Below are 21,607 nucleotides of genomic sequence, written 5' to 3' on the forward strand. Positions count from 1 at the left end.
GCCGCCCATTCTAGGCCGCGGCCCGCGCCAGCCGCTGCGCCAGGGGCAAGGTGAGCACGAGTCCCGCGCCGGCGCAGGCCGCGGTCACCCCGCCGCTCCACTGCCAGCCCCCCACCGCACTGGCCAGGGCCGCCACCAGCGGCGGCCCGGCGAACTGGCCCACGCAGGAGCCCTGCTGCATCCAGCCCACGGTGGACGAGACCGTGTCTTCCCCCGGCGCCAGGCGCACGGCCAGCGAAAACAGGGTGCCCGGCACCAGCCCGCCCACCATGGAGAAGGCCAGGGCCGCCGCGTAGCGCAGCCCGGCCGCGGCCGGGCCCTGCAGCGGCAGGGGCGCAAAGGCGATGAAGCCGCCCAGGGCCATGACCCCGAAACCGATGCGCAGCAGCACCGCCGCCGGCACGCCGCGCTGCAGCAGCCGGCCCGCCGCGATGTTGCCCGCCATGTTGACCAGGGCGACGAGCGCCGTGGCGGCGCCCGCGAGACCCGCCGCCAGCCCGGCCTGCTGGTACACCGTCGGCAGGAAGCCCACCAGGGCCAGCCATTGGGAGGAATAGGCCGCGAACAGCGCCGCCACCAGCCAGGGCCCGGACGCGCGCAAGGTGCGGCGCAGGCGGGCGGCCCAGGGTGCCGGGCCCTGGGGCGCAGCGGCGCCGTGGGCCGGTGGCGCGGTGTCCGCCGGCACCGCGCGCACCACCACGGCGGCCATGGCGGCGGTGCTGGCGCCCAGCGCCCACCACCAGCCCTGCCAGCCGCTTGCGGCGATCACGGCGGGCCCCAGCAGCAGCGCGCCCGCCGTGCCCAGCGGCATGTACGCGCCCCACCAGCCCAGCGCCGCGCTCACGCGGGCGGCGGGCACCAGCCGCCGGATCAGGCTGGGCGCCGGCATGCTCGCCAGCAGGAAGCCCAGGCCTTCGAGCGCGCGCAAGCCCATGAGGGCCGGCGCGCTGGTCGCGAAGCCGCCGGCGATGCTCGCGAGCGAGAGCAGCAGCAGGCCCGCGACCAGCGTACGCCGCAGGCCCAGGCCGTCCGCGGCCAGCCCCACCAGCGCACCCAGGAGCATGCCAGCCAGTTGGACCAGGGACAGCAGGAAGCCGGCCTGCACCAGGCTCACGCCCAGTGCATCGCGCAGCACGGGCAAGGCGGTGGAGAGCTTGGCCACGTGCATGGCGGCGGCCACGCCGGCCAGCACCACCAGGCGCTCGGGTGGAATGCGAAGCCGCATCAGGCCAGGGCCCGCCGCCCGGTCAGGCGCTCGTGCTCGCGGCCGGCGAAACGGTCCGTCATGCCGGCGATGTAGTCGGCCACGGCGCGCGCGGTGTGTTCGCGCCGGGCGAAATCCGGCGGCATGCGGGCCGGCTCGTCCATGTAGGCATCGAAGAGCTCGCGCACCACCTGCTTGGCCGCGCCCGTCATCTCCATCACCTGCGGATGCCGGTACAGGTTGCGCAGCAGGAATTGCTTGAGTTGCGTGGAGCGCTCGCGCATGGCAGGCGAGAAATCGACCAGCGGGCCGGCCCGGCGTGCCGCATCGGCATCGACGGGCTGGGCCTGGTGCAGGTGCTCGCGCGTGGCCGCGATCACGTCGTAGACCTGCTCGCTGAGCATGCGCCGTATGGCCTCGTACAGCACGCGGCGGCCCTGCAGGTCGGGGAACTCGCGCAGCGTCTCCTGGCGGTGGTGTTCGAAGAGCGGCACCGAGGTCAGCTGCTCCAGCGACAGCAGCTGCGAGCGGACGCCGTCGTCGATGTCGTGGGCGTTGTAGGCGATCTCGTCGGCCAGGTTGCACAGCTGCGCTTCCAGGCTGGGCTGCGTGCGGGCGAGGAAGCGGTGCGCGACGCCGCCGGGCTCCTGGGCCTCCAGGCGCTGGGCGTTCGCGCGCGAGCAGTGCTTGAGGATGCCCTCGCGCGTCTCGAAGCTCAGGTTCAGACCGTTGAAGCCCGGGTAGCGCTCCTCCAGTTCGTCCACCACCCGCAGGCTCTGCAGGTTGTGCTCGAAGCCGCCGTGCTCGCGCATGCAGTCGTCCAGCGCGTCCTGCCCCGCGTGGCCGAAGGGCGTGTGGCCCAGGTCGTGGGCCAGGGCGATCGCCTCCACCAGGTCCTCGTTCAGGCCCAGCGGGCGGGCGATGGATCGCGCGAGCTGCGCCACCTCCAGCGAGTGCGTGAGCCGGGTGCGGAAGAGATCGCCCTCGTGGTTGAGGAAGACCTGCGTCTTGTAGACCAGCCGGCGGAAGGCCGTGGAGTGGACGATGCGGTCGCGGTCGCGCTGGAATTCCGTGCGCGTGGGCGCCGGCGCCTCCGGATGGCGCCGCCCCCGTGAGCGGGCCGGGTCGCTGGCGTACGGGGCGAGGGCCATGGTCAGCCGGGCCTGCAGGCGTCCTCGATCACCTCGCGCACCAGGGCATCGGGGGCGCCGCGCAGGGCTGCGCTGCCAGGCCGGTCGATCACCACGAAGCGGATCTCGCCAGCCTCAGCCTTCTTGTCCACGCGCATGAGCTCCAGGTAGCGGGACGCGCCCAGTGCGGGGCCCACCACCGGCAGGCCGGCACGCTGGATCAGGGCCTTCACGCGCGATTCGAAGCCGGCGTCGATGCCGCCCAGCCGGCGCGACAGCGACAGCGCCATCACCATGCCGCAGCCCACGGCCTCGCCGTGCAGCCACTCGCCGTAGCCCAGCCCCGCCTCGATCGCATGGCCGAAGGTGTGGCCGAAGTTGAGGATGGCGCGCAGGCCGGACTCGCGCTCGTCCTGGCCGACCACGGCGGCCTTGATCTCGCAGCTGCGCCGCACGGCCTGCGCCAGCAGCGCGGTGTCGCGCGCCATGAGGCCGTCCATGTGCGCCTCCAGCCAGCCCAGGAATTCCAGGTCGGCGATGGGGCCGTACTTGATGACCTCCGCCAGGCCGGCCGACAGCTCGCGCGCGGGCAGGGTGGTGAGGGTGTCCAGGTCGCAGACCACGCGGCGGGGCTGGTAGAAGGCCCCGATCATGTTCTTGCCCAGCGGATGGTTGATCGCGGTCTTGCCGCCCACCGAGGAATCCACCTGCGCGAGCAGCGTGGTGGGCACCTGCACGAAGGGCACGCCGCGCATGTAGGCGGCGGCGGCAAAGCCGGTCATGTCGCCGACCACGCCGCCGCCCAGGGCGTAGAGCACGGTCTTGCGGTCGCAGGCATCGCCCAGCAGGCGGTCGAAGACGAGGTTCAGCGTGGGCCAGTCCTTGAAGGCCTCGCCGTCCGGCAGCTCGATCACATGCACCGTTGGATGGCGGCGCTGCAGCGCGGCCTTCAGGCGGGCCGCGTACAGCGGGCCCACGGTGGTGTTCGTGACGATCAGCGCCTGCGTCGAGGCCGGCACGCCCGGCCAGTCCGAGGCGCCCTCCAGCAGGCCGCAGCCGATGGAGATGCCATAGCTGCGCTCACCGAGCGCGATGGGAACTTCGATGACGGGTACGGCTGGCGCGGTCTCGGGCATGCCCCGAGTTTAAGGGCGCGGGGGGACCTGCCCGGACAGCTCCAGCTGCATGACCAGTCGGTTGACCAGGGTGGTCACCGACGGGCGGCCCGTCTCCAGGGTGAAGTGCGCGGTCTCGCGGTAGAGCGGGTCGCGTTGCTCGTAGAGGCTGCGCAGGCGCGCCAGCGGGTCCTCGACCTGCAGCAGCGGGCGCTTGCGGTCGTTGCGCAGGCGCCGCCACACGTCCTCGGGCGTGGAGCGCAGGTAGATCACGTAGCCGCCCTCGCGCACGTGCTGGCGGTTGGCCGGCCGCAGCACGGCACCGCCCCCGGTGGCCAGCACGCCGTCGCGCTGCACGAGCTCGGCGATCACCCGCTCCTCGAGGTCGCGGAAGGCCGGCTCGCCCTCGCGCTCGAAAAACGAAGAAATCGAGCAGCCGATGCGCTGCTCGATTTCATGGTCGCTGTCGACGAAGGGCAAGTCCAGCCGCCGGGCCAGCTGGCGCCCGACCGTGGACTTGCCCGACCCGGGCAAGCCGACGAGGATCAGGCGCACGGGGTCAGTTGGGCGTCGAGCACGAGTTGATGCCGTACGGCGGTGTGAGGAACGAGCCGTTGACTTCGTCGCCCTTGATGAAGGTGGTGATGAACGCCCGCTCGGCCGTGCCCTGCGAACCGGAGACGCTGGTGCTGGCCCGCACGTGGTACTCCAGCCAGGTCGCGACCTGCTGGGAATACTCCACCTTGATCAACAGCAGGCCGTTCGCGTCAGTAGTGGTGACGTTGGGGTCCACGTAAGAAATCAGGATGTCCGACTGGCGAGGTTGCAGTGTGGGCTGGCCGGAACTGTCGACGCTGCCGTCGATGTTCTCGAACGGGTCAGCGAAGCCATTGCGGTTCAAGTCTTCGTTGATGCATGAGATGCGGTTGCCGTAGACCGACGGGGCTGTCGTGGCATTCGGAATACTCGTATTGCTGCCGACAGGTTGGATCAGCAGCGGGAAGGTCGGAGTCTGGGTGTACAGACCTTTACCGTAGTACGGGATGTCCACAGAGATGCTCACCGGTGCATTGGGGACTGCGCGGCCGGCGGAGTCGGCCACCGTGATCGTGAACTGCTTGATGTAGGTGCCAGTGCCACGCTGCAGCAGGTTGTCGTCGCCGATCGAGATCGCCAGGGCTTGCTGTGCTACGGTCAGGTTCACTGCGACGGACTGCGGGCAATCGGTGGTGCTTGCGAAATCAGAGCCGCTGTAGCAAGCGCGGATGTGAACGCCATCGTTAGGACTGCTGGTGGTACCGGGAATGAAGTTCGCCGTCGCCACGCCAGCGGAGGTGGTGTACACGGTATTCGTCCCGCTACTGATAGACGAATCCGTCGAACCCAGACCGGTGCTGGTGATATCGAAGCGCACGCGCACGTTCTGCACAGGCTGGTTATTGCTGTCGAGGAACAGGAACTTGAGCTGGCTTTGACTGCTCGTCGAGCCCGAGACATTCGGCGCCACCACGTTAGGCAAGGCGGACAGCGAAGGCGTGGCGTTGGTCGGCAGGGCCACGGACGCGACGGTCGTGCCAACCTGCAGGCCCAGCGTACTGCTGATGCCGTTGCCCGCGACCGTGATCGAAGATCCGCCCGCCGTACCGGGGGCGGTGAAGTTCACCGAGATATTGCCATTCGAATCCGTGGTGGCCGTTTTGCCATTAAGAGTGGCAATGTCGCTGGTGATAGTGAGCGTAACGCCCGCGATCGGCTGGGTCGACGCATCGGTCAGCCGGGCAGTAAACGTGCCTGATTGATTCGTCGAGGGCAAGCTGGGGTTGGTCACCAACGCGAGTTGCGACCCGCTCACCTGCAAGGTGATCTTCTTTACCAGCCCATTCACGGTCGTCGTGATGGTGATGGTGCGATCCGACTTGTCCGCGCCGAAGCCGACGGTGCCGGTGTACAGCCCGTTGGCGTCGGTCACCGTGCCGCCGGGGGTGTAAATACTGTTGGCATCGGTCGAGACCGAGACCGTGGCGCCCGGCACGATGTTGTTCTGCGCATTCACCGCCAGCACCGTCAGCTTGGCCGTCGCCGTGCCGGCGTTCAGCAGCGTGGACTTGTCCAGCAGCATGACGAAGTTGGTGACCTGGGTCGTGGGGTTGGCCGTGGTGGTGGTTCCCCCCGTGCCGGTCGTGCCGGTGGTGCCGCCGGAGCCGGCCGTGGTCCCGGCACTGCCCCCGCCCCCGCCGCACGCGGCCAGCGTCGCGACGAGCGCCAGGCCGGCGAACAGCCTCAACATCTTGATCATGGGTCTTTGTCCTCTCTGTGTACTGCTGGGTCAGCGAGCTGCTGCCTTGTCGGAAATCATCTTCGGCGTGATGAACACCAGCATCTCCTTTTTGTTGGAGGTGCGGGTGCGCGTCTTGAACAGGTTGCCCAGGGCGGGGATGTCGCCCAGCAGGGGCACCTTGCCTTCGCTGTCCTGTTCCTCGAGGGTGAAGATGCCACCGATCACCACGGTGCCGCCGTTCTCCACCAGCACCTGCGTCTTGATGTGCTTGGTGTCGATGGCGACGCCCGCGGCCGTGGTCTCGCCGCGGCTGTCCTTGTTGATGTCCAGGTCCAGGATAATGTTGCCCTCGGGCGTGATCTGGGGCGTGACCTCGAGCTTGAGCGCCGCCTTGCGGAAGGACACCGAGGTGGCCCCGCTGGAGGTCGCCTGCTGGTACGGGAATTCCGTGCCCTGCTCGATCAGCGCCTTGGTCTTGTCGGCAGTCACCAGGCGCGGGCTGGAGACCAGCTTGCCCTTGCCGTCGGCTTCCATCGCCGACAGCTCCAGGTTCAGGAAGCGGTTGGCCGCCGCGTTGAACAGGGAGATCGCGAAGGTGCCCGGCGTGTAGCCGGACTGCGCCAGCGCCGGCAGGTTGATGAAGCTGGTGTTGGAAGAGTTCAGCGGCAGGTTCTGCTCGCGGGTGGTCGAAGAGACGGCGTCGTAGGAGCCGCCCAGGGCCACGCGGTTGCCGTTGCCCACGGAATAGCCGGGGTCGCCGCCGTTGATGCCGCGCTGGTCGCTGCCACCCAGGCGCACGCCCAGCGAGCGGCCGAAGGTGTCGGACGCCTCGACGATGCGGGCCTCGATCAGCACCTGGCGCTGCGGGATGTCCAGCTTGGTGATCAGGTCCTGCACCTGCTCCAGCTTGGAGGGGATGTCGGTGACGAAGAGCTGGTTGGTGCGGGCCTCGGGGATCACGCTGCCGCGAGCGGTCAGCAGCCGCGCGCTGACCACGCCGGGCGTCCCGGCGCCGCCGGTCAGCTGGGCGGCGATGTCGGCCGCCTTGCTGTAATTGAGCTGGAAGGACTGGGTGCGCACCGGCTCCAGCGACTGGATGGTGGCGCGCGATTCGAGCTCCAGCTTCTCCTTGGCGGCGATCTCCTCCTTGGGGGCGATCCACAGCACGTTGCCGGTCTTGCGCATGCCCAGGCCCTTGGCCTGCAGCACGATGTCCAGGGCCTGGTCCCAGGGCACATCCTTCAGGCGCAGGGTGACCGCACCCGTGACGGAGTCGGAGGTGACCACGTTGAAGTTGGTGAAGTCGGCGATGACCTGCAGCAGCGCGCGCACTTCGATGTTCTGGAAGTTCAGCGAGAGCTTCTCACCCGCGAAGCCGGGGCCCGCGGTCAGCTTGGAGGGATCGGCCTTGACCTGGCGGACCTCGACCACGAACTGGTTGTCGCTCTGGTAGGCGCTGTGCTCCCAGGCGCCCTTGGGCTCGATGACCATGCGCACGCGGTCGCCGACCTGGGTGGTGGTCACCATCTGGACGGGGGTGCCGAAGTCCGAGACGTCCAGCTTGCGGCGCAGGCCCTCGGGCAGTGAGGATTTCAGGAAATCGACCACCAGGTTCTGGCCCTGCTGGCGGATGTCCACGCCGACCTGGCTGTTCGGCAGCGAGACGACCACGCGGCCGGCGCTGTCCGCGCCGCGGCGGAAGTCGAGGTCGCGCAGCGGCAGCATGTCGGTGTTGCGGCTTTCCGCGAACATGGGCTGGGCGCCAGGCCTGGGGCTGGCGACCGCGGTGGGCTCGAAGACCACCAGCAGGGCCTTGTCCTGCAGTTGGGCCTTGTAGGCCGCCGGAGCGTTCAGGTTCAGCACCACGCGCGTGCGGTCACCCGATTGCACGACGTTGACCGAGCGCACGTTGCCCTGGTTGATCTCCACCGTGTTGCGGCCCATGCCGTTGCCGGCGTTGGGGATGTCCAGCGCGACACGCGCCGGGGCCTGGATGGCGAAGCCCGCGGGCACGGCCTTCAGCGGTTCCGAGAATTCGATGCGGACGACTTCCGCGCCGCCTTGCACCGTGCTGCTCACGGACTGGACGACAGCCTCGGCCGATGCCGCCAGGGAGGCGAGCGCCAGCACGGCTCCCACCAGGGCCCGGCCGCAGCGTCCGGCGATCAGGTTCTTCTTCATTTGGACCTCTCTTGCAGTTGCAGCGTCGCCGGGCGTTCAATCCACTCGCCCGAGGCGTCCTGCACGATCTCGCGCAGGCTCACCTCCGTCTCGCTCACCTTGGTGATCTTTCCGTAGTTCTGGCCCAGGTAGTTGCCCGGGCGCACCTGGTAGATCAGGTTGTCGACCCGCACCAGGGCCACCGGCGAGCCCTGCTTGATCAGCGAACCGACCATGGTCATCGCGTCCAGCGGGTAGGCCTCCAGCGGCTCCTTGCGGCGTGCCAGTTCGGGCGCGACCAGGGCCGCGCTGGAGGTGGACTGGGTCGACTCGCGCTTGAGCGCCTGGGTCAGCTTGAGGTTGCTGAAGGGGTCGGTGGCCGACTCTTCGGTGTAGGGCTCGGGAACGTATTTCTTGGGCTCGGGGATGGGCTTGACGCTGGGCTTGGTGGACTGGCGCTGGGCGGCCATCCACTGGCGCAGTTCGTCCTGCTGCGAGGAGCCGCAGCCGGCCAGGGCCGCGGCGGCGAGCACGAGGGCGAGTGTGCGGTGGGCGTTCATTTCTTGGCCGGCGCCTTCTTCTCGGTGGCCTTGCGCTGGGCGGCGACTTCGTCCGCGTCCAGGTAGCGGAAGGTCTTGGCTGTGGCCTCCATGGCCAAACTGCCGTCCTTGGCCGTGGACGGCGTCACCGCCAGGTTGTTCAGCGTGACGATGCGCGAGAGGTTGGCGATGTCCGACGCGAACGCGCCGATGTCGTGGTAGCGGCCGGTGACGCGCAGAGTGATGGGAAGCTCGGCGTAGTAATCCTTGACGCTGACCTGGCCAGGACGGAAGAGCTCGAAGCTGAGGCTGCGGCCCAGGCCGGCCTGGTTGATGTCGGACAGCAGGGCGTCCATCTCGGCCTTGCTGGGCAGCTGCTTCTCGAGCTGGGTGACGTACTGCTGCACCTGCTCGCGCTGCTTGCGCAGCGCCTCCAGGTTGACCGCCTGCCCGAGCTTGGACTTGAAGTCGTCGCGCAGGCTGAGCTCCTTCTTGCGCTCGACCTCCAGCTCGTCGTCGGAACTGCTGAGCCAGACGAACCAGAGCGCCACCACGATCAGCGCCATCACGGCGACGAAGAGCAGGGAGCGCGGCAGCAGCGGCCAGCTCGAGGGGTCGTTGGGGTCCAGGCCGCGGAACTGCGACGACACCGAGGCCTGCAGGGCCTTGAGGTCGACGGCGGGCGCCTTCTTGGTGGTGGTCGCCATGGTCAGCTCCTGGCCGGTGCGGAGGCACCGGAGGCGGCGGCGGCCGCGCCGCTGGCGCCGCTGGCCGCCTTCTGGGCCTCGGCGGTGCGAAGCAGCCGGGCCTTCAAGGTGAAGTTCGAGACGCGGCGCTGGTCGCGCGGCGCGAGGTTGACGGTGGACGCGGTGATCTCGACCAGTTCGGGCTTGGTCAGCCAGGGGCTGCGGCCGCCCAGGTTGCGCAGAAGCTCGGAGACGCGCTCGTTGGACTGCGCGGTGCCGATGATGGTCACGGTCTGGTTGTCCTGCTTCATGCTGGTGATGTAGACGCCGTCGGGCAGCTCGGCGACCATCTCGTTGAGCAGGTGGACCGGCATGTTGCGGTCGGACTGCAGGTCTTCCACCGCCTGCTGGCGGGCCCGCAGCGCGGCAATCTCGGACTGCAGGTTGGCGATGTCCTTGATCTGCTCGTCCAGGCGCTTGATCTCGGTCTGCAGCATCTGGTTGGTGGCCTGCTGGGTGGAGATCTGGGCGGCGTACCAGACGTAGATCAGGCCGGCCATCACGCCGCCCGCCAGCGCCGAGGCGCCCAGCATGGCGTAGAAGGTCTCGCGCCGGCGCTTGCGCGCCGCCTCGCGGTGGGGCAGGAGGTTGATCAGGATCACTGGGGGAACCTCCGCATCGCGAGGCCGCAGGACGTGAGGTACGACGGGGCCTCGCGCCGCATCTTCTTCTCGCGCACGCCCTCGCCCACGTGCATGCCCTCGAAGGGGTTGGCCAGGCTGCAGGGGAAGGAGGTCTGCGCGGTGACGGCTTCGGACAGGCCCGGCAGCGCGGCCGAGCCGCCGGCCAGCATGATGTGGTCGACGCGGTTGTGCGGGGTGCTGGTGAAGAAGAACTGGAGCGCGCGCGCCACTTCCTGGGCCAGGCTGTCCACGAAGGGCTTGAGCACGCCGGCGGCGTAGTCCTCGGGCAGGTCGCCGCTGCGCTTCTTGGCTTCGGCCTCCTCGGGGGAGAAGCCGTACTGGCGCACGATGAGCTGGGTGAGCTGGGCGCCGCCGAAGGCCTGGTCGCGGTCGTACAGGACCTCGTCGTTGCGGATGACCTGCATGCTGGTGGTGAAGGCGCCGACCTCGAACAGGGCCACCATGGTGTCCTTGCCCTCGCTGGGCAGCGAGCGGATCAGGCGGCCGGCCGCCAGTCGGGAGGCATAGGACTCCACGTCCAGCACTACCGGCTTCAGGCCCGCGGCCTCGGCCAGGCCCTGGCGGTCCTGGACCTTTTCCTTGCGGGAGGCGGCGATCAGCACCTCGACGTCGCCGGCCGAGTTGCTGCTGGGCCCGATGACGCAGAAATCCAGGCTCACCTCATCGAGCGAGAACGGGATGTACTGGTTGGCCTCGGCCTCGACCTGGACTTCCAGTTCCTGCTCGCTGAGGCCACCGGGCAGGATGATCTTCTTGGTGATGACGGACGACGGGGGCAGCGCCATGGCCACGTTGCGGGTGCGGGTGCCGCTTTTCTTGACCACGCGGCGCATGGCCTCGGCCACCTCGTCGAACTTCTCGACGTTGCCGTCGGTGATCCAGCCGCGCTCCAGGGGCTCGATGGCGCAGCGTTCGAGGACCAGGTTCCCCTCCTTGTCGCGGCTGAGCTCGACCAGCTTCACGCTGGATGAGCTGATGTCCAAGCCCAGCAGCGGCGCCGGTTGACGGCTGAATAGCGACCCCAGAGCGATCAAGTTGAGTCTCCTGGAACGCCTTTATTTCAAGGCGTAACAAACTTAAGATTTCACTTCAATGCTAGCAGTAAGGTCCTTATCGGAAAAGGATTTTTCAGGTTTAGCCCCTACGTCCCGTTGCCAAAAACCGACGAGCTGTCCTGCCATACTGTGAACCGGTCACATCCTCATCCATCCGACAGGAGGACGCCAGAGCCAGCCCGGAATTGGCCGTGTCCGGATGTGACTGAATCTCGATAATGTCGTCCGGACGCAACTCGAAGCCTATGCCCCCCGACCAAGAATCCGGCCGCGCAGCGCCGCCGCCCCCCTCGCCGCGGCGCCCCCGGTCCCTGCTCGGCCGAGCCTTCCTCTGGCTGGTCGGCATCGGCCTGGCCGGTACTGTCTCCGTGCTCATCGTGGTGGCGGTCGCCCTGTCCGTCGCCTATCCCAACCTGCCCGACGTGTCCGACCTGCAGGACTACCGGCCCAAGCTGCCGCTGCGGGTCTACTCGTCGGACGGCGTGCTGATCGGCGAATTCGGCGAAGAGCGGCGCAGCCTGACCCCGATCGCCGAAATCCCGCAGGTGATGAAGAACGCCGTGCTGGCCATCGAGGACGCGCGCTTCTATTCGCACGGCGGCGTGGACTACATCGGCATGCTGCGCGCGGCCATCGCCAACCTGGGCCGGGCCAAGAGCCAGGGCGCCTCCACCATCACCATGCAGGTGGCCCGCAACGTCTACCTCTCTTCCGAGAAGACATTCACCCGCAAGCTCTACGAGGTGCTGCTGACCTTCAAGCTGGAGCACACGCTCAGCAAGGACCAGATCCTCGAGATCTACATGAACCAGATCTACCTGGGCAACCGGGCCTACGGGTTCGCGGCGGCCTCGGAGACCTATTTCGGCAAGCCCATGAAGGAGCTCACCGTCGCCGAGGCGGCGATGCTGGCCGGGCTGCCCAAGGCCCCCTCGGCCTACAACCCCATCAGCAACCCCGAACGGGCGCGCACCCGCCAGCAGTACATCATCGACCGCATGGAGGAGAACCACTTCATCAGCGCGGCGCAGGCCGCGGCGGCGAAGCAGCAGGAACTCCACATCCGCTCGGCCGCCGACGACACCCGGGCGCATGCCGACTACGTGGCCGAGATGGTGCGCCAGCTGGTGTTCGCCCAGTACGGCGACGATGCGTACACCCGCGGGCTGAACGTCTACACCACCCTCAATGCCGTGCAGCAGGAGGCCGCGTACAAGGCCCTGCGCAAGGGCATCATGGACTACGAGAAGCGGCAGATCTACCGCGGCCCGGAGGAGTTCATCGAGCTGCCGGCCGCCGCCAAGGACCGCGAGGAGGCGATCGACGACGCGCTGGGCGACCACCCCGACAACGGCGACGTGATGTCGGCCGTGGTGCTGGAGGCCTCGCCCAAGAAGATCGTGGCGGAGCGCCAGGGCGGCGAGCGCCTGGAAATCGTCGGCGAAGGGCTGCGCCCGGCCCAGTCCGGCCTGCTGGACAAGGCCCAGCCCAAGGTGAAGATCCGTCCCGGCGCCGTGATCCGGGTGATGAAGACGCCCAAGAACACCTGGGAGATCACCCAGCTGCCCGAGGTCGAGGGCGCCTTCGTCGCCGCGGACCCGCGCGACGGCGCGATCCACGCCCTGGTCGGCGGTTTCGACTTCAACAAGAACAAGTTCAACCACGTCACCCAGGCCTGGCGCCAGCCGGGCTCCGGCTTCAAGCCCTTCATCTACTCGGCGGCGCTGGAGAAGGGCTTCACGCCCACCACCATCGTCAACGACGCGCCGCTGTTCTTCGACGCCGGCGTCACCGGCGGCCAGCCCTGGGAGCCCAAGAACTACGACGGCAAGTTCGAGGGCCCGATGCCGCTGCACACCGCGCTGGCGAAGTCCAAGAACATGGTGTCCATCCGCATCCTGCAGGCCGTGGGCACCCAGACGGCGCAGGAATGGATCTCGCGCTTCGGCTTCGACCCCGAGAAGCACCCGCCCTACCTCACCATGGCCCTGGGCGCCGGCTCGGTCACGCCCATGCAGATGGCGATGGGCTACTCGGTCTTCGCCAACGGCGGCTTCCGCGTCAACCCCTGGCTGATCAGCCGCATCACCGACCAGAAGGGCAAGGTGCTGGTGGAAAGCCAGCCGCCCCTGCCCAACGAGTCGGTGCGCGCCATCGACGCCCGCAACGCCTTCATCATGGAGCGCCTGCTGCAGGAGGTGGCGCGCTCGGGCACGGCGGCGCGGGCGCAGGCCATGCTCAAGCGGCCCGACCTGTACGGCAAGACGGGCACCACCAACGACTCCATCGACACCTGGTTCAACGGCTTCCAGCCCAGCCTGGTGGCCATCGTCTGGATGGGTTACGACCAGCCGCGCTCCCTGGGCGACCGTGAAACCGGCGGCGGCCTCAGCCTGCCGGTGTGGATCGACTTCATGCAGACCGCGCTCAAGGGCGTGCCCGTGATGGAGCCGACCCCGCCCGAAGGCGTGGTGAACGTCAACGGCGAGTGGTACTACGACGAGTACGCGCGCGGCGGCGGCGTGGCCAGCCTGGGCGGTGCGAGCGATGCGGCCGCGGCGCCCGCCGCGCCGGCCGGCGGCGACGCCACGGCACCCGCCCGGGCGCCGGCGGCCCCGGTCGAGGAGCGCAAGAGCATCCTCGACCTGTTCAGGAACTGAGGGGCAGGCGCCTCAGGCGAAGCGAAGCTGCAGGCCGGCCTGGGCGCTGGCCTGGGCGCTCAGTTCCTCGAAGAACTCGCCGGGGCCCTTGGTGTCGCGCCAGGCGCTGCCGTCGAAGCGGTAGTGGAAGCCGCCGGCCCGCGCCGCCAGCCACACCTCGTGCAGCGGCTTCTGCAGGTTGACGACGATCTGGCTGCCCTTGGGGAAGGTCAGCGTGATCATCCCGCCCACGCGCTGGTTGTCGATGTCCGCATCGGTCTCGTCGTTGATCTCGTCGCAGCGGGCCTCGATGCGCGCCAGCAGCGCCTCGGCGCGGTCCATGAACTCGGAATCGGTCATCGTGTTGCTCGGGCAGCCCGTTGCGGGCCTGGGCCCCGGAGTGTAGTGGAGCGGCAAAGACCGCACCGCCAGGGCCAGGCGGGCCCGCCCCTACAATTTCGAACCTTATGCCTCCCGAATTCCCCACCCTGCGCGGCCGCCGCGTCGCACGGTTGTGCCTGCTGCTGTGCGTGGGCGCCCTGCTGGGTGCCTGCGGCCAGCGTGGCCCGCTCTACATTCCCAGCGGCGAGGCCAGTGCCCAGCGCGCCACGCTGCCCCAGGTGCTGAACCCCCTCCGCGCCGCCTCCAACCCCAGCACCGCCGGCGCCCCCGCGCAGCCGACCCAGCCATGAGCGTCCGTCCCCTTCCCGGCCAACCCCACTTCCACCGCGAGGACGGCGCCCTGCACTGCGAGGGCGTGCCCCTGGCAGCCCTGGCGCGCGAGCACGGCACGCCCCTGTTCGTCTACTCCAAGGCGTCCATGCTGGACGCGCTCGCCGCCTACCAGCGCGGCTTCGCGGGCCGCAACGCCCGCATCTGCTTCGCCATGAAGGCGAACTCCTCGCTGGCCATCCTGCAGCTCTTCGCGCGGGCCGGCTGCGGCTTCGACATCGTCTCCGGCGGCGAACTCGAGCGTGCGCTGGCCGCCGGGGCCGACCCGTCCCGCATCATCTTCTCGGGCGTCGGCAAGACCCGCGCCGAGATGCGGCGCGCGCTGGACGCCGGCATCGGCTGCTTCAACGTCGAGAGCGAGGCCGAACTGGAGGTGCTCAGCGCCACCGCCGAGGCCGGCGGCGTCCGGGCGCCGGTGAGCATCCGCGTCAACCCCGACGTGGACCCCAAGACCCACCCCTACATCTCCACCGGCCTGAAGGGCAACAAGTTCGGCGTCGCCCATGAGGACGCGGTGCGCGTGTACCGGCACGCGGCCTCGCTGCCGGGCCTGCGCGTGGTGGGCATCGACTGCCACATCGGCTCGCAGATCACCGAGGAGTCGCCCTACCTGGACGCGATGGACCGCATCCTGGACCTGGTGCAGGCCATCGAGGCGGCCGGCGTGCCGCTCGCGCACATCGACTTCGGCGGCGGCCTGGGCATCCTCTACGGCGAGGACACCCCGCCCGCGGCCGACGAACTCTGGCACAAGCTGCTGGCCAAGGTGGACGCGCGCGGCATGGGCGGCAAGACGCTGATGATCGAGCCCGGCCGCTCGCTGGTGGGCAACGCCGGCGCCTGCGTGACCGAGGTGCTGTACCTCAAGCCCGGCGAAAAGAAGAACTTCTGCATCGTCGACGCGGCCATGAACGACCTGCCGCGCCCGGCCATGTACCAGGCCTTCCACGCCATCGAGCCGCTGCAGGCCGCCGAGGGCCCGGCGCAGACCTGGGACGTGGTGGGCCCGGTGTGCGAGAGCGGCGACTGGATCGGCCGCGACCGCGCGCTGGCGGTCGCCGCCGGGGACAACCTGGCCGTGATGTCGGCCGGCGCCTACTGCATGAGCATGGCCAGCAACTACAACACCCGGCCGCGCGCGGCCGAGGTGCTGGTGGACGGTGACCGCGCCACCCTGATCCGCGAGCGCGAGTCCGTGCAGGACCTGATGCTGCGCGAGCGGCTGCTGCCATGAGCGCCACCGGGGCGGACCGCGAAGCGACCCTGGCCCGCACCTGGGCCGGCCTGGACCGCAGCCGCCCCGTGGTGCACGTGGGCTACGACAAGGTCGAGGAACTGCTGGCCGCGCTGGAGCCGCAACTGCCCCTGGACCGCATCGACGCCGTGGCGGGCGTGGCCCGCTCGGGCATCGTGCCCGCCACCATTCTTTCGCAGCGCCTGGGGCGCGAGCTGTTCCTCTTGCGCTGCCAGCGCCACAACGGCGCGGTGCAGTGGCTGGGCGAGGCGCCGCCGCCCGGCACGCGCCTGCTGGTGGTCGACGACATCGTCAGCAGCGGCCTGACGCTCTCGCGCATCCGCGACTTCCTGGCGCCGCAGAACCTGCCCGCGCTCACGCTGGCGCTCTTCGTCGATGGCGAACGCAGCACCGTGCAGCCGGACTTCGCCCATCCCGCCCCCGGCTTCGTGCGCTTCGCCTGGGACCGGCGCGAGACCGTGCCCGAGGCCCGCCGCCTGCGCGAGCAGGTGGACATGGCGCCGCCCGAGCGCGAGGTCGACTGCTTCGGCGTGGACATGGACGGGGTGCTGCTGCCCGACCTGCGCAAGGCGCACTACCAGCGCGACCTGCCGCTGGCCCTGCGCCTGCGCCACGACCTCGCGCCTTACCCGGCCGAGCGCCTGCCGCAGATCGACTGGTCCCGCGCGCACATCATCACCGGCCGGCCGGCCATGGACTACGCGCCCACGCGCGCCTGGCTGGACGCCCATGGGTTCGCCGGCTGCCCGCTGCACTGCCGCGACCCGGGGCAGCATGACCACTCCGCCGAGGGCGTGGTCGGGCACAAGGTGGCGGCGCTGACGCGCCTGGGCGCCAGCGTGTTCCTGGAGAGCGAGCTGATCCAGGCCACGCTGATCGCGCGCGCCTGCCCGACGGTGGACGTGGTGTGGTGGGGCCGCCGCCAGCGGCTGCGCCTGGGCGCCGTGGCCCCGGTCCGCTGGGGCTGAGCCGCTTCAGGCCCGCCGTGCGGCGCGCGCGGGCTGTGCCGCCCCGGCGCGGCGGCGCAGCGCCTGCACCACGCGCCAGCCCAGGAGCACCGCGAGGATGGCCGCGTACACCGCGACCTCGGCGAAGTTGTGCTTGCCGGCGCGCATCCAGAAGAAGTGCAGGATCGCCAGGCCGGCGACCGCGTACACCAGCTTGTGCAGCGTCTGCCAGCGCCTCGCGCCCAGGGCCTTCACCGCCCGGTTGAAGGAAGTCAGGGCCAGCGGCGTGAGCAGCACGAAGCCCGAGAAGCCCACCAGTATGAAGGGCCGCTTGGCGATGTCGTGGGCGATGTCGCCGAAGTCCAGCCCCATGTCGAAGACGCTGTAGCAGGCCAGGTGCAGCAGCACGTAGAAGTAGCAGAACAGCCCCGTCATGCGGCGGAAGCGCGCCAGGCCGGGCTGGCCCAGCACCACCCGCAGCGGCGTGATGGCCAGCGCGATGCACAGGAAGCGCAGCGTCCAGTCGCCGGTGGCGCGCTCCAGGTACTCGGCCGGGTTGGCGCCCAGCTTGTCCGCGAAGGCGCCGAACACCAGCCAAGCGAAGGGAACCAGGGAGGCCGCGAACACCACTGGCTTGGCGGCCGGGTGCATCAGGGCGCGCCAGGCACGCATGCTCAGTAGTTCTTCTTCAGGTCCATGCCCGCGTACAGCTGGCCGACCTGCGCTTCGTAGCCGTTGAACATCAGCGTCTTGCGGCGCTTGGCGAACAGGCCGTCCTCGCCGATGCGGCGCTCGGTCGCCTGCGACCAGCGCGGGTGGTCCACGTTGGGGTTCACATTGGAATAGAAGCCGTATTCGTTGGCGGCCGCCTTGTTCCAGGCGGTGCCGGGCTGGCGGTCGGTGAAGCGGATCTGCACGATGCTCTTGGCGCTCTTGAAGCCGTACTTCCAGGGCAGCACCATGCGCACCGGCGCGCCGTTCTGGTTCGGCAGCACCTCGCCGTACATGCCGAAGGTGAGCAGGGCCAGCGGGTGCATGGCCTCGTCCATGCGCAGGCCCTCCACATAGGGCCAGTCCAGCACGCGCGAGCCGACGAAGGGCATGGTCTTGGGGTCGGCCAGCGAGACGAACTCGACGTACTTGGCACTGCCCAGGGGCTCGACGCGGTCGATCAGCTTGGACAGCGAATAGCCTTCCCAGGGGATCACCATGGACCAGCCCTCGACGCAGCGCAGGCGGTAGATGCGTTCCTCCATCGGGGCCAGCTTGAGCAGGTCCTCGATGCCCAGCTTCATGGGCTTCTTCACCAGGCCGCTGACCTCGACCGTCCACGGCCGGGTCTTCAGCGTGTGCGCGTTCTGCACCGGGTCACCCTTGTCGGTGCCGAACTCGTAGAAGTTGTTGTAGCTGGTCGCGTCCTTGTACTCGGTGAGCTTCTCGACGGTGTTCGCGCCCGGCACGGTGGAGGCCGCGCCCGGGAGGGCCGCCAGCTTGCCGGGACGCGGCACCGCGGCCAGGGCCTGGCGGCCGGCCCAGCTGGCCAGCGCGGCACCGGCCACGCCCGTGGCCATCAGGCGCATCAGGTCGCGACGGCCCTGGTAGACCGCCTGCGGGGTGATCTCGCTGGACAGGGGGTGTTGGAAGCCGTCTTTGCCGGTTCGGATGATCATCAAGCTGCTCCTGGGGCGAACGCCCCTTCATCACAGTACGCAGGCAAGTCTTGCACGGATGCGCACCCGGCGCAGGCGGCTCACAAGGTACCGTAGCTGTGGAGTCCGGAAAGGAACATGTTCACGCCCAGGAAGGCGAAGGTGGTCACGGCCAGGCCGGCCAGTGCCCACCAGGCGGACACCGTGCCGCGCAGGCCCTTCATGAGGCGCATGTGCAGCCAGGCGGCGTAGTTCAGCCAGACGATCAGCGCCCAGGTCTCCTTGGGGTCCCAGCTCCAGTAGCCGCCCCAGGCCTCGGCCGCCCACAGCGCACCCAGCACCGTGGCGATGGTGAAGAAGGCGAAGCCGACCGCGATGGCCTTGTACATCACGTCGTCCAGCACCTCGAGGGCGGGCAGGCGGGCGGCGATGCGCCGGCGCCCCAGCAGGATGCCGGCGGCGATGAGCGAGGCGATGACCGCATACACCACCCAGTACGTGCCACCGGCCTGGCCGACGCCGCGCTGGCGGAAGGCCACCGGCACGAAGCACAGCGCGATCCCCAGCAGCCACAGCGGCGTCAGGCGGCGCCATTGCGTCTCGGCAGCCTGCATCTTGATCAGGTAGGCGAAGGCCACCATGGCGGCCAGCGAGAAGGTGCCATAGCCGATGAAGTTGGCCGGCACGTGCAGCTTCATCCACCAGCTCTTGAGCGCGGGCACCAGCGGCTGGATTTCCTGCGCGTCGCGCACCACCGTGTACCAGAGCAGGAAGCCGACGGCCCCGCTGACGGCCAGCATCACGAAGGCGCCCAGCGTCCGCGTCTGGTAGCGCTGCTCGAAGTAGAGGTAGAAGGTCGCCGTCAGCCAGCAGAACAGCACGAAGACCTCGTACAGGTTGCTGACCGGGATGTGGCCCACGTCGGCGCCCACCAGGTAGCTCTCGTACCAGCGCACCATGGTGCCGATCAGGGCCATGCCCACGGCCGTCCAGACGATGCCCGAGGCGATCCGCTCCATCACCGGCGCCTGCGCGGTGGAGAACATGCCGATCCAGTAGAAGACGGTGCCCATGAAGAACAGCACGCTCATCCACAGGATCGCCGACTGGCTGGACAGGAAGTACTTGAGCCAGAACACCTTCTCGGCGTTGGCCAGGTCGCCGTGGTAGGAGGCCAGGGCCAGCAGGGAGAAGCCGGCCACGGCCATCATCAGAACGCGCAGCGGGCCCCAGAACCAGCCCAGGGCCACCGCGGCCGGCATGCTGGCCAGCAGGATGCCTTTCTCGTAGACGTCCATGGCGCCCGCGTAGCGGGTGAAGGCGAACAGGCCGCCGGCCACCACGAGCAGCGCGAACAGCCAGTCGAAGGCACTGCGGCGCGACCGCGGCCGCAAGGTGATGGTTTGCGTGGCGGTGGCGTTTACGGTGGTGGTCGTCATTCCTTGATCCCCAGCAGTTGTTGCTTCAGCGCATCGAATTCCCGGTCTGCGTCCAGGGTCTTGCGGTTGCTCGACAGCGCCATCGTGCAGCGGCTGCCCGCGCCCCCGGCGGAGGGCGCAACCCAGCACCAGAGCCTGCGCTCGCGCACGTACAGCATGGCAAACACACCCAGGATCAGCAAGGCGCAGCCCAGGTAGACCACGTTGCGGCCGGGGCCGCGGGTCACCTGGAACACGCTGGCCTGCACCTGCTGGAAGTCCTTCAGCTCGAAGGCCACCGGCTCCGGATAGGCCTGGGCGTCGCTCAGGGCCAGCACCGCCTGGGTCATGAAGGCCTGGGTCTTGTCATTGGGTTCGAGCGGCGCGAGGCCCGCGCGTTCCCGGCTGAGCTGCGTCAGTTCGAAAAGCGCCCCGTTCAGGATGCGGATCAGCACCTCGCCGGCGCGCTGGCGCTCGGCTTCGGGCAAGGTCGCCTCCATGAAGTCCGAAATGGCCTGCAGGCCGCTGACGGGCTTGCCCTTGGGCGCCGGGCCGGCCCCGGCGAACATGTCGAGCGCGCGACCGGTGGAGGCCGCCAGCTGGCGCGCCAGTTCGGGCCGGGCCGGGTCGGTCACCTTGGCCGCGTAGCGCTTCACCGCCTCGGCCCGCAGCGCCGGGTCCGCCAGCGCCTGGCGCACCCGCACGAAGCCGTCCAGCTTGCCGTTCTCGTCGGCCGGGATGCGCAGGAAGCGGTAGCCATCGGCCGGGTTGTCGCGCTCGCCCAGCAGGAACACGGGCACGCCGTCGCCCAGGTCCACCGGCAGCATGTAGTTGTTGAACTCGCGCGCCTGGCCGGCCGCGTCGCGCAGCTTGTAGCTGATGCTGGGGCCCACGTTGCGCAGTTCCTTCTTGTTCTGCGTCTTGTTGCCGGCGCCCAGGCGGGCGTCCAGCGCATCGCGCAGGTCCACCTTGCGCGCGTCCACCCCGCCCTTGCCGTCGTTGCCGAAGTTCTCCACGTTGATCACGCGCAGGCCGGTGAACTCCAGCGTGAGCTTGTCGGCCGGGGTGCCCTTGCCGCGCGTGAGCTGGGCGCTGCCGCCGATGGTGCCCTTGACCTCGAAGGGCTCGCCGCCGTTGACCGGCACCGCGTCCAACGTCACGCTGGAGCCGCCGTCGTCGAAGCTGGACTGGAAGATGTCGATGCCGCGCCAGCTCACCGGGTGGTTCACCTCGACCCGTGCCGGCACGGACTGGCCCGTCTCGCGGTCGTGGATCACGATGTCGCTGGCGAAGAGCTTGGGCATGCCGGTGGAGTAGTACCCCACGATGAACTTCTTCAGCTCGATGGTGAAGGGCAGCTCCTGCAGCAGGATGCCGTCGGTCTGGTTCAGGATGGCGGTGCCCGACTGCGTGCCCTCGGCCACCAGGAGGTTGCCGCGGAAGGTCGGGTTGCCCGGCCCCAGCCGGCTGGACGCGGGCACGTCGGCGATGGTGCCGTTGCCGGTGAAGGGCACCTTGCCCCCCATCCACATCTGCGCCCGCACGATCATGTCGCCGTCCAGCAGGCCGCCCAGGCAGATCAGGACGATGGCGCTGTGGGCCGCGATGTAGCCGATCTTGTTGGCGGCGCCGCGCTTGGCGGCCACCATCCAGCCGTTCTCGCGCTGCTGCAGCCGCACCTTCCAGCCGCCGCCGGAGAGGGCCTCGCCGATCTCGCGCGCGCGCACCCCCGCCTCGCCGCCGATCTCGGCCTCGGCGCGGTGGTGGAAGGCCTTCAGGCTCTGCTCGCGCACGTTCTCCTTGTAGACCTTGAGGTCGGCCAGGATCTTGGGCGTGTTGCGGGCGATGCACAGCGAGGTGCTGACCACCAGGAAGGCCAGGATGAGCAGGAACCAGCTCGCGCTGTAGACCGCGTTGAGCTTGAGGTTCAGGAACAGCGGCGCCCAGAAGGGGCCGAACTGGTTCACGTAGTTGACCAGCGGCTCGCCCTGCTTGAGCACCGTCCCGATCACCGACGCGATGCAGATCACCGTCAGCAGGGAGATCGAGAAGCGCATGGACGACAGCAGCTCCAGGCCCCGGCGCAGGCGCTCGGA

19 protein-coding genes are annotated in these 21,607 nt (G+C 69.3%); 4 read left to right on the forward strand and 15 right to left on the reverse strand.

Translation table 11 applies throughout. From position 1 onward, the window contains the following. Positions 1 to 10: 10 nt before the first annotated feature. The 10 genes from IM725_RS05425 to IM725_RS05470 are packed head-to-tail and all read right to left on the reverse strand — an operon-like array spanning position 11 to position 10,850. The gene (locus tag IM725_RS05425) at positions 11 to 1,225 is read right to left on the reverse strand and encodes an MFS transporter (RefSeq protein WP_193779558.1); all 1,215 of its coding nucleotides are present in this window, start codon (positions 1,223 to 1,225) and stop codon (positions 11 to 13) included. After that, positions 1,225 to 2,355 (reverse strand): deoxyguanosinetriphosphate triphosphohydrolase, encoded by a 1,131-nt coding sequence (locus IM725_RS05430; RefSeq protein ID WP_193779559.1) that lies wholly within the window; start codon positions 2,353 to 2,355, stop codon positions 1,225 to 1,227. Before IM725_RS05430 ends, IM725_RS05425 begins: the two co-directional genes overlap by 1 nt. Positions 2,356 to 2,357: 2 nt before the next feature. Continuing rightward, on the reverse strand, positions 2,358 to 3,470 hold the full coding sequence (gene aroB, locus IM725_RS05435) for a 3-dehydroquinate synthase (RefSeq protein WP_193779560.1): 1,113 nt from the start codon (positions 3,468 to 3,470) through the stop codon (positions 2,358 to 2,360). Between the two features lie 9 nt (positions 3,471 to 3,479). Beyond that, positions 3,480 to 4,004 (reverse strand): shikimate kinase, encoded by a 525-nt coding sequence (locus IM725_RS05440; RefSeq protein WP_193779561.1) that lies wholly within the window; start codon positions 4,002 to 4,004, stop codon positions 3,480 to 3,482. A gap of 4 nt (positions 4,005 to 4,008) precedes the next feature. Beyond that, on the reverse strand, positions 4,009 to 5,745 hold the full coding sequence (locus IM725_RS05445) for an Ig-like domain-containing protein (RefSeq protein ID WP_193779562.1): 1,737 nt from the start codon (positions 5,743 to 5,745) through the stop codon (positions 4,009 to 4,011). 30 nt (positions 5,746 to 5,775) lie between these two features. Further along, on the reverse strand, positions 5,776 to 7,908 hold the full coding sequence (gene pilQ, locus IM725_RS05450; RefSeq protein WP_193779563.1) for a type IV pilus secretin PilQ: 2,133 nt from the start codon (positions 7,906 to 7,908) through the stop codon (positions 5,776 to 5,778). Next, the gene (locus tag IM725_RS05455) at positions 7,905 to 8,447 is read right to left on the reverse strand and encodes a pilus assembly protein PilP (RefSeq protein ID WP_193779564.1); all 543 of its coding nucleotides are present in this window, start codon (positions 8,445 to 8,447) and stop codon (positions 7,905 to 7,907) included. Before IM725_RS05455 ends, pilQ begins: the two co-directional genes overlap by 4 nt. Then, positions 8,444 to 9,133, reverse strand: coding sequence for a type IV pilus inner membrane component PilO (locus tag IM725_RS05460; protein WP_193779565.1), 690 nt, complete (start codon positions 9,131 to 9,133; stop codon positions 8,444 to 8,446). The genes IM725_RS05455 and IM725_RS05460 overlap by 4 nt, the downstream gene beginning before the upstream one ends. Before the next feature lie 2 nt (positions 9,134 to 9,135). Then, complete coding sequence (locus IM725_RS05465; RefSeq protein WP_193779566.1) at positions 9,136 to 9,774, reverse strand: PilN domain-containing protein; 639 nt, start codon at positions 9,772 to 9,774, stop codon at positions 9,136 to 9,138. Further along, positions 9,771 to 10,850 (reverse strand): pilus assembly protein PilM, encoded by a 1,080-nt coding sequence (locus IM725_RS05470; protein WP_193779567.1) that lies wholly within the window; start codon positions 10,848 to 10,850, stop codon positions 9,771 to 9,773. Before IM725_RS05470 ends, IM725_RS05465 begins: the two co-directional genes overlap by 4 nt. 266 nt (positions 10,851 to 11,116) lie before the next feature. Between IM725_RS05470 and IM725_RS05475 the strand changes: the two genes are divergently transcribed. Then, the gene (locus IM725_RS05475) at positions 11,117 to 13,531 is read left to right on the forward strand and encodes a penicillin-binding protein 1A (protein WP_193779568.1); all 2,415 of its coding nucleotides are present in this window, start codon (positions 11,117 to 11,119) and stop codon (positions 13,529 to 13,531) included. Between the two features lie 12 nt (positions 13,532 to 13,543). On the opposite strand, the gene cyaY is transcribed toward IM725_RS05475, so the two are convergent. Next, the gene (gene cyaY, locus IM725_RS05480) at positions 13,544 to 13,870 is read right to left on the reverse strand and encodes an iron donor protein CyaY (RefSeq protein WP_193779569.1); all 327 of its coding nucleotides are present in this window, start codon (positions 13,868 to 13,870) and stop codon (positions 13,544 to 13,546) included. A gap of 107 nt (positions 13,871 to 13,977) precedes the next feature. Here cyaY and lptM point away from each other — a divergent pair, with 107 nt between their 5' ends. Genes lptM through IM725_RS05495 form a run of 3 tightly spaced genes read left to right on the forward strand, consistent with a single transcriptional unit; the run spans position 13,978 to position 16,465 of the window. Next, positions 13,978 to 14,202, forward strand: a complete 225-nt coding sequence (gene lptM, locus IM725_RS05485; RefSeq protein ID WP_227753599.1) for an LPS translocon maturation chaperone LptM — start codon at positions 13,978 to 13,980, stop codon at positions 14,200 to 14,202. Further along, a complete protein-coding gene (lysA, locus tag IM725_RS05490; RefSeq protein ID WP_193779570.1) occupies positions 14,199 to 15,476 on the forward strand; it encodes a diaminopimelate decarboxylase in 1,278 nt (425 codons plus the stop codon). Before lptM ends, lysA begins: the two co-directional genes overlap by 4 nt. After that, positions 15,473 to 16,465, forward strand: coding sequence for a phosphoribosyltransferase family protein (locus tag IM725_RS05495; protein WP_193779571.1), 993 nt, complete (start codon positions 15,473 to 15,475; stop codon positions 16,463 to 16,465). Before lysA ends, IM725_RS05495 begins: the two co-directional genes overlap by 4 nt. A 6-nt stretch (positions 16,466 to 16,471) precedes the next feature. Here IM725_RS05495 and IM725_RS05500 read toward each other — a convergent pair whose 3' ends face one another. The 4 genes from IM725_RS05500 to IM725_RS05515 form a co-directional block, all read right to left on the reverse strand. After that, positions 16,472 to 17,116: a protein-methionine-sulfoxide reductase heme-binding subunit MsrQ gene (locus IM725_RS05500; protein WP_193779572.1), complete on the reverse strand. Its 645-nt coding sequence runs from the start codon at positions 17,114 to 17,116 to the stop codon at positions 16,472 to 16,474. A gap of 2 nt (positions 17,117 to 17,118) precedes the next feature. Continuing rightward, on the reverse strand, positions 17,119 to 18,114 hold the full coding sequence (msrP, locus tag IM725_RS05505; RefSeq protein WP_193779573.1) for a protein-methionine-sulfoxide reductase catalytic subunit MsrP: 996 nt from the start codon (positions 18,112 to 18,114) through the stop codon (positions 17,119 to 17,121). A gap of 80 nt (positions 18,115 to 18,194) precedes the next feature. Next, complete coding sequence (gene ccsB, locus IM725_RS05510; RefSeq protein ID WP_193779574.1) at positions 18,195 to 19,532, reverse strand: c-type cytochrome biogenesis protein CcsB; 1,338 nt, start codon at positions 19,530 to 19,532, stop codon at positions 18,195 to 18,197. Next, complete coding sequence (locus tag IM725_RS05515; protein WP_193779579.1) at positions 19,529 to 21,598, reverse strand: cytochrome c biogenesis protein ResB; 2,070 nt, start codon at positions 21,596 to 21,598, stop codon at positions 19,529 to 19,531. Before IM725_RS05515 ends, ccsB begins: the two co-directional genes overlap by 4 nt. Positions 21,599 to 21,607 lie beyond the last annotated feature (9 nt).

Origin of the sequence: Ramlibacter aquaticus (assembly GCF_015159745.1) — a bacterium.
Lineage (GTDB): Bacteria > Pseudomonadota > Gammaproteobacteria > Burkholderiales > Burkholderiaceae_C > Ramlibacter > Ramlibacter aquaticus.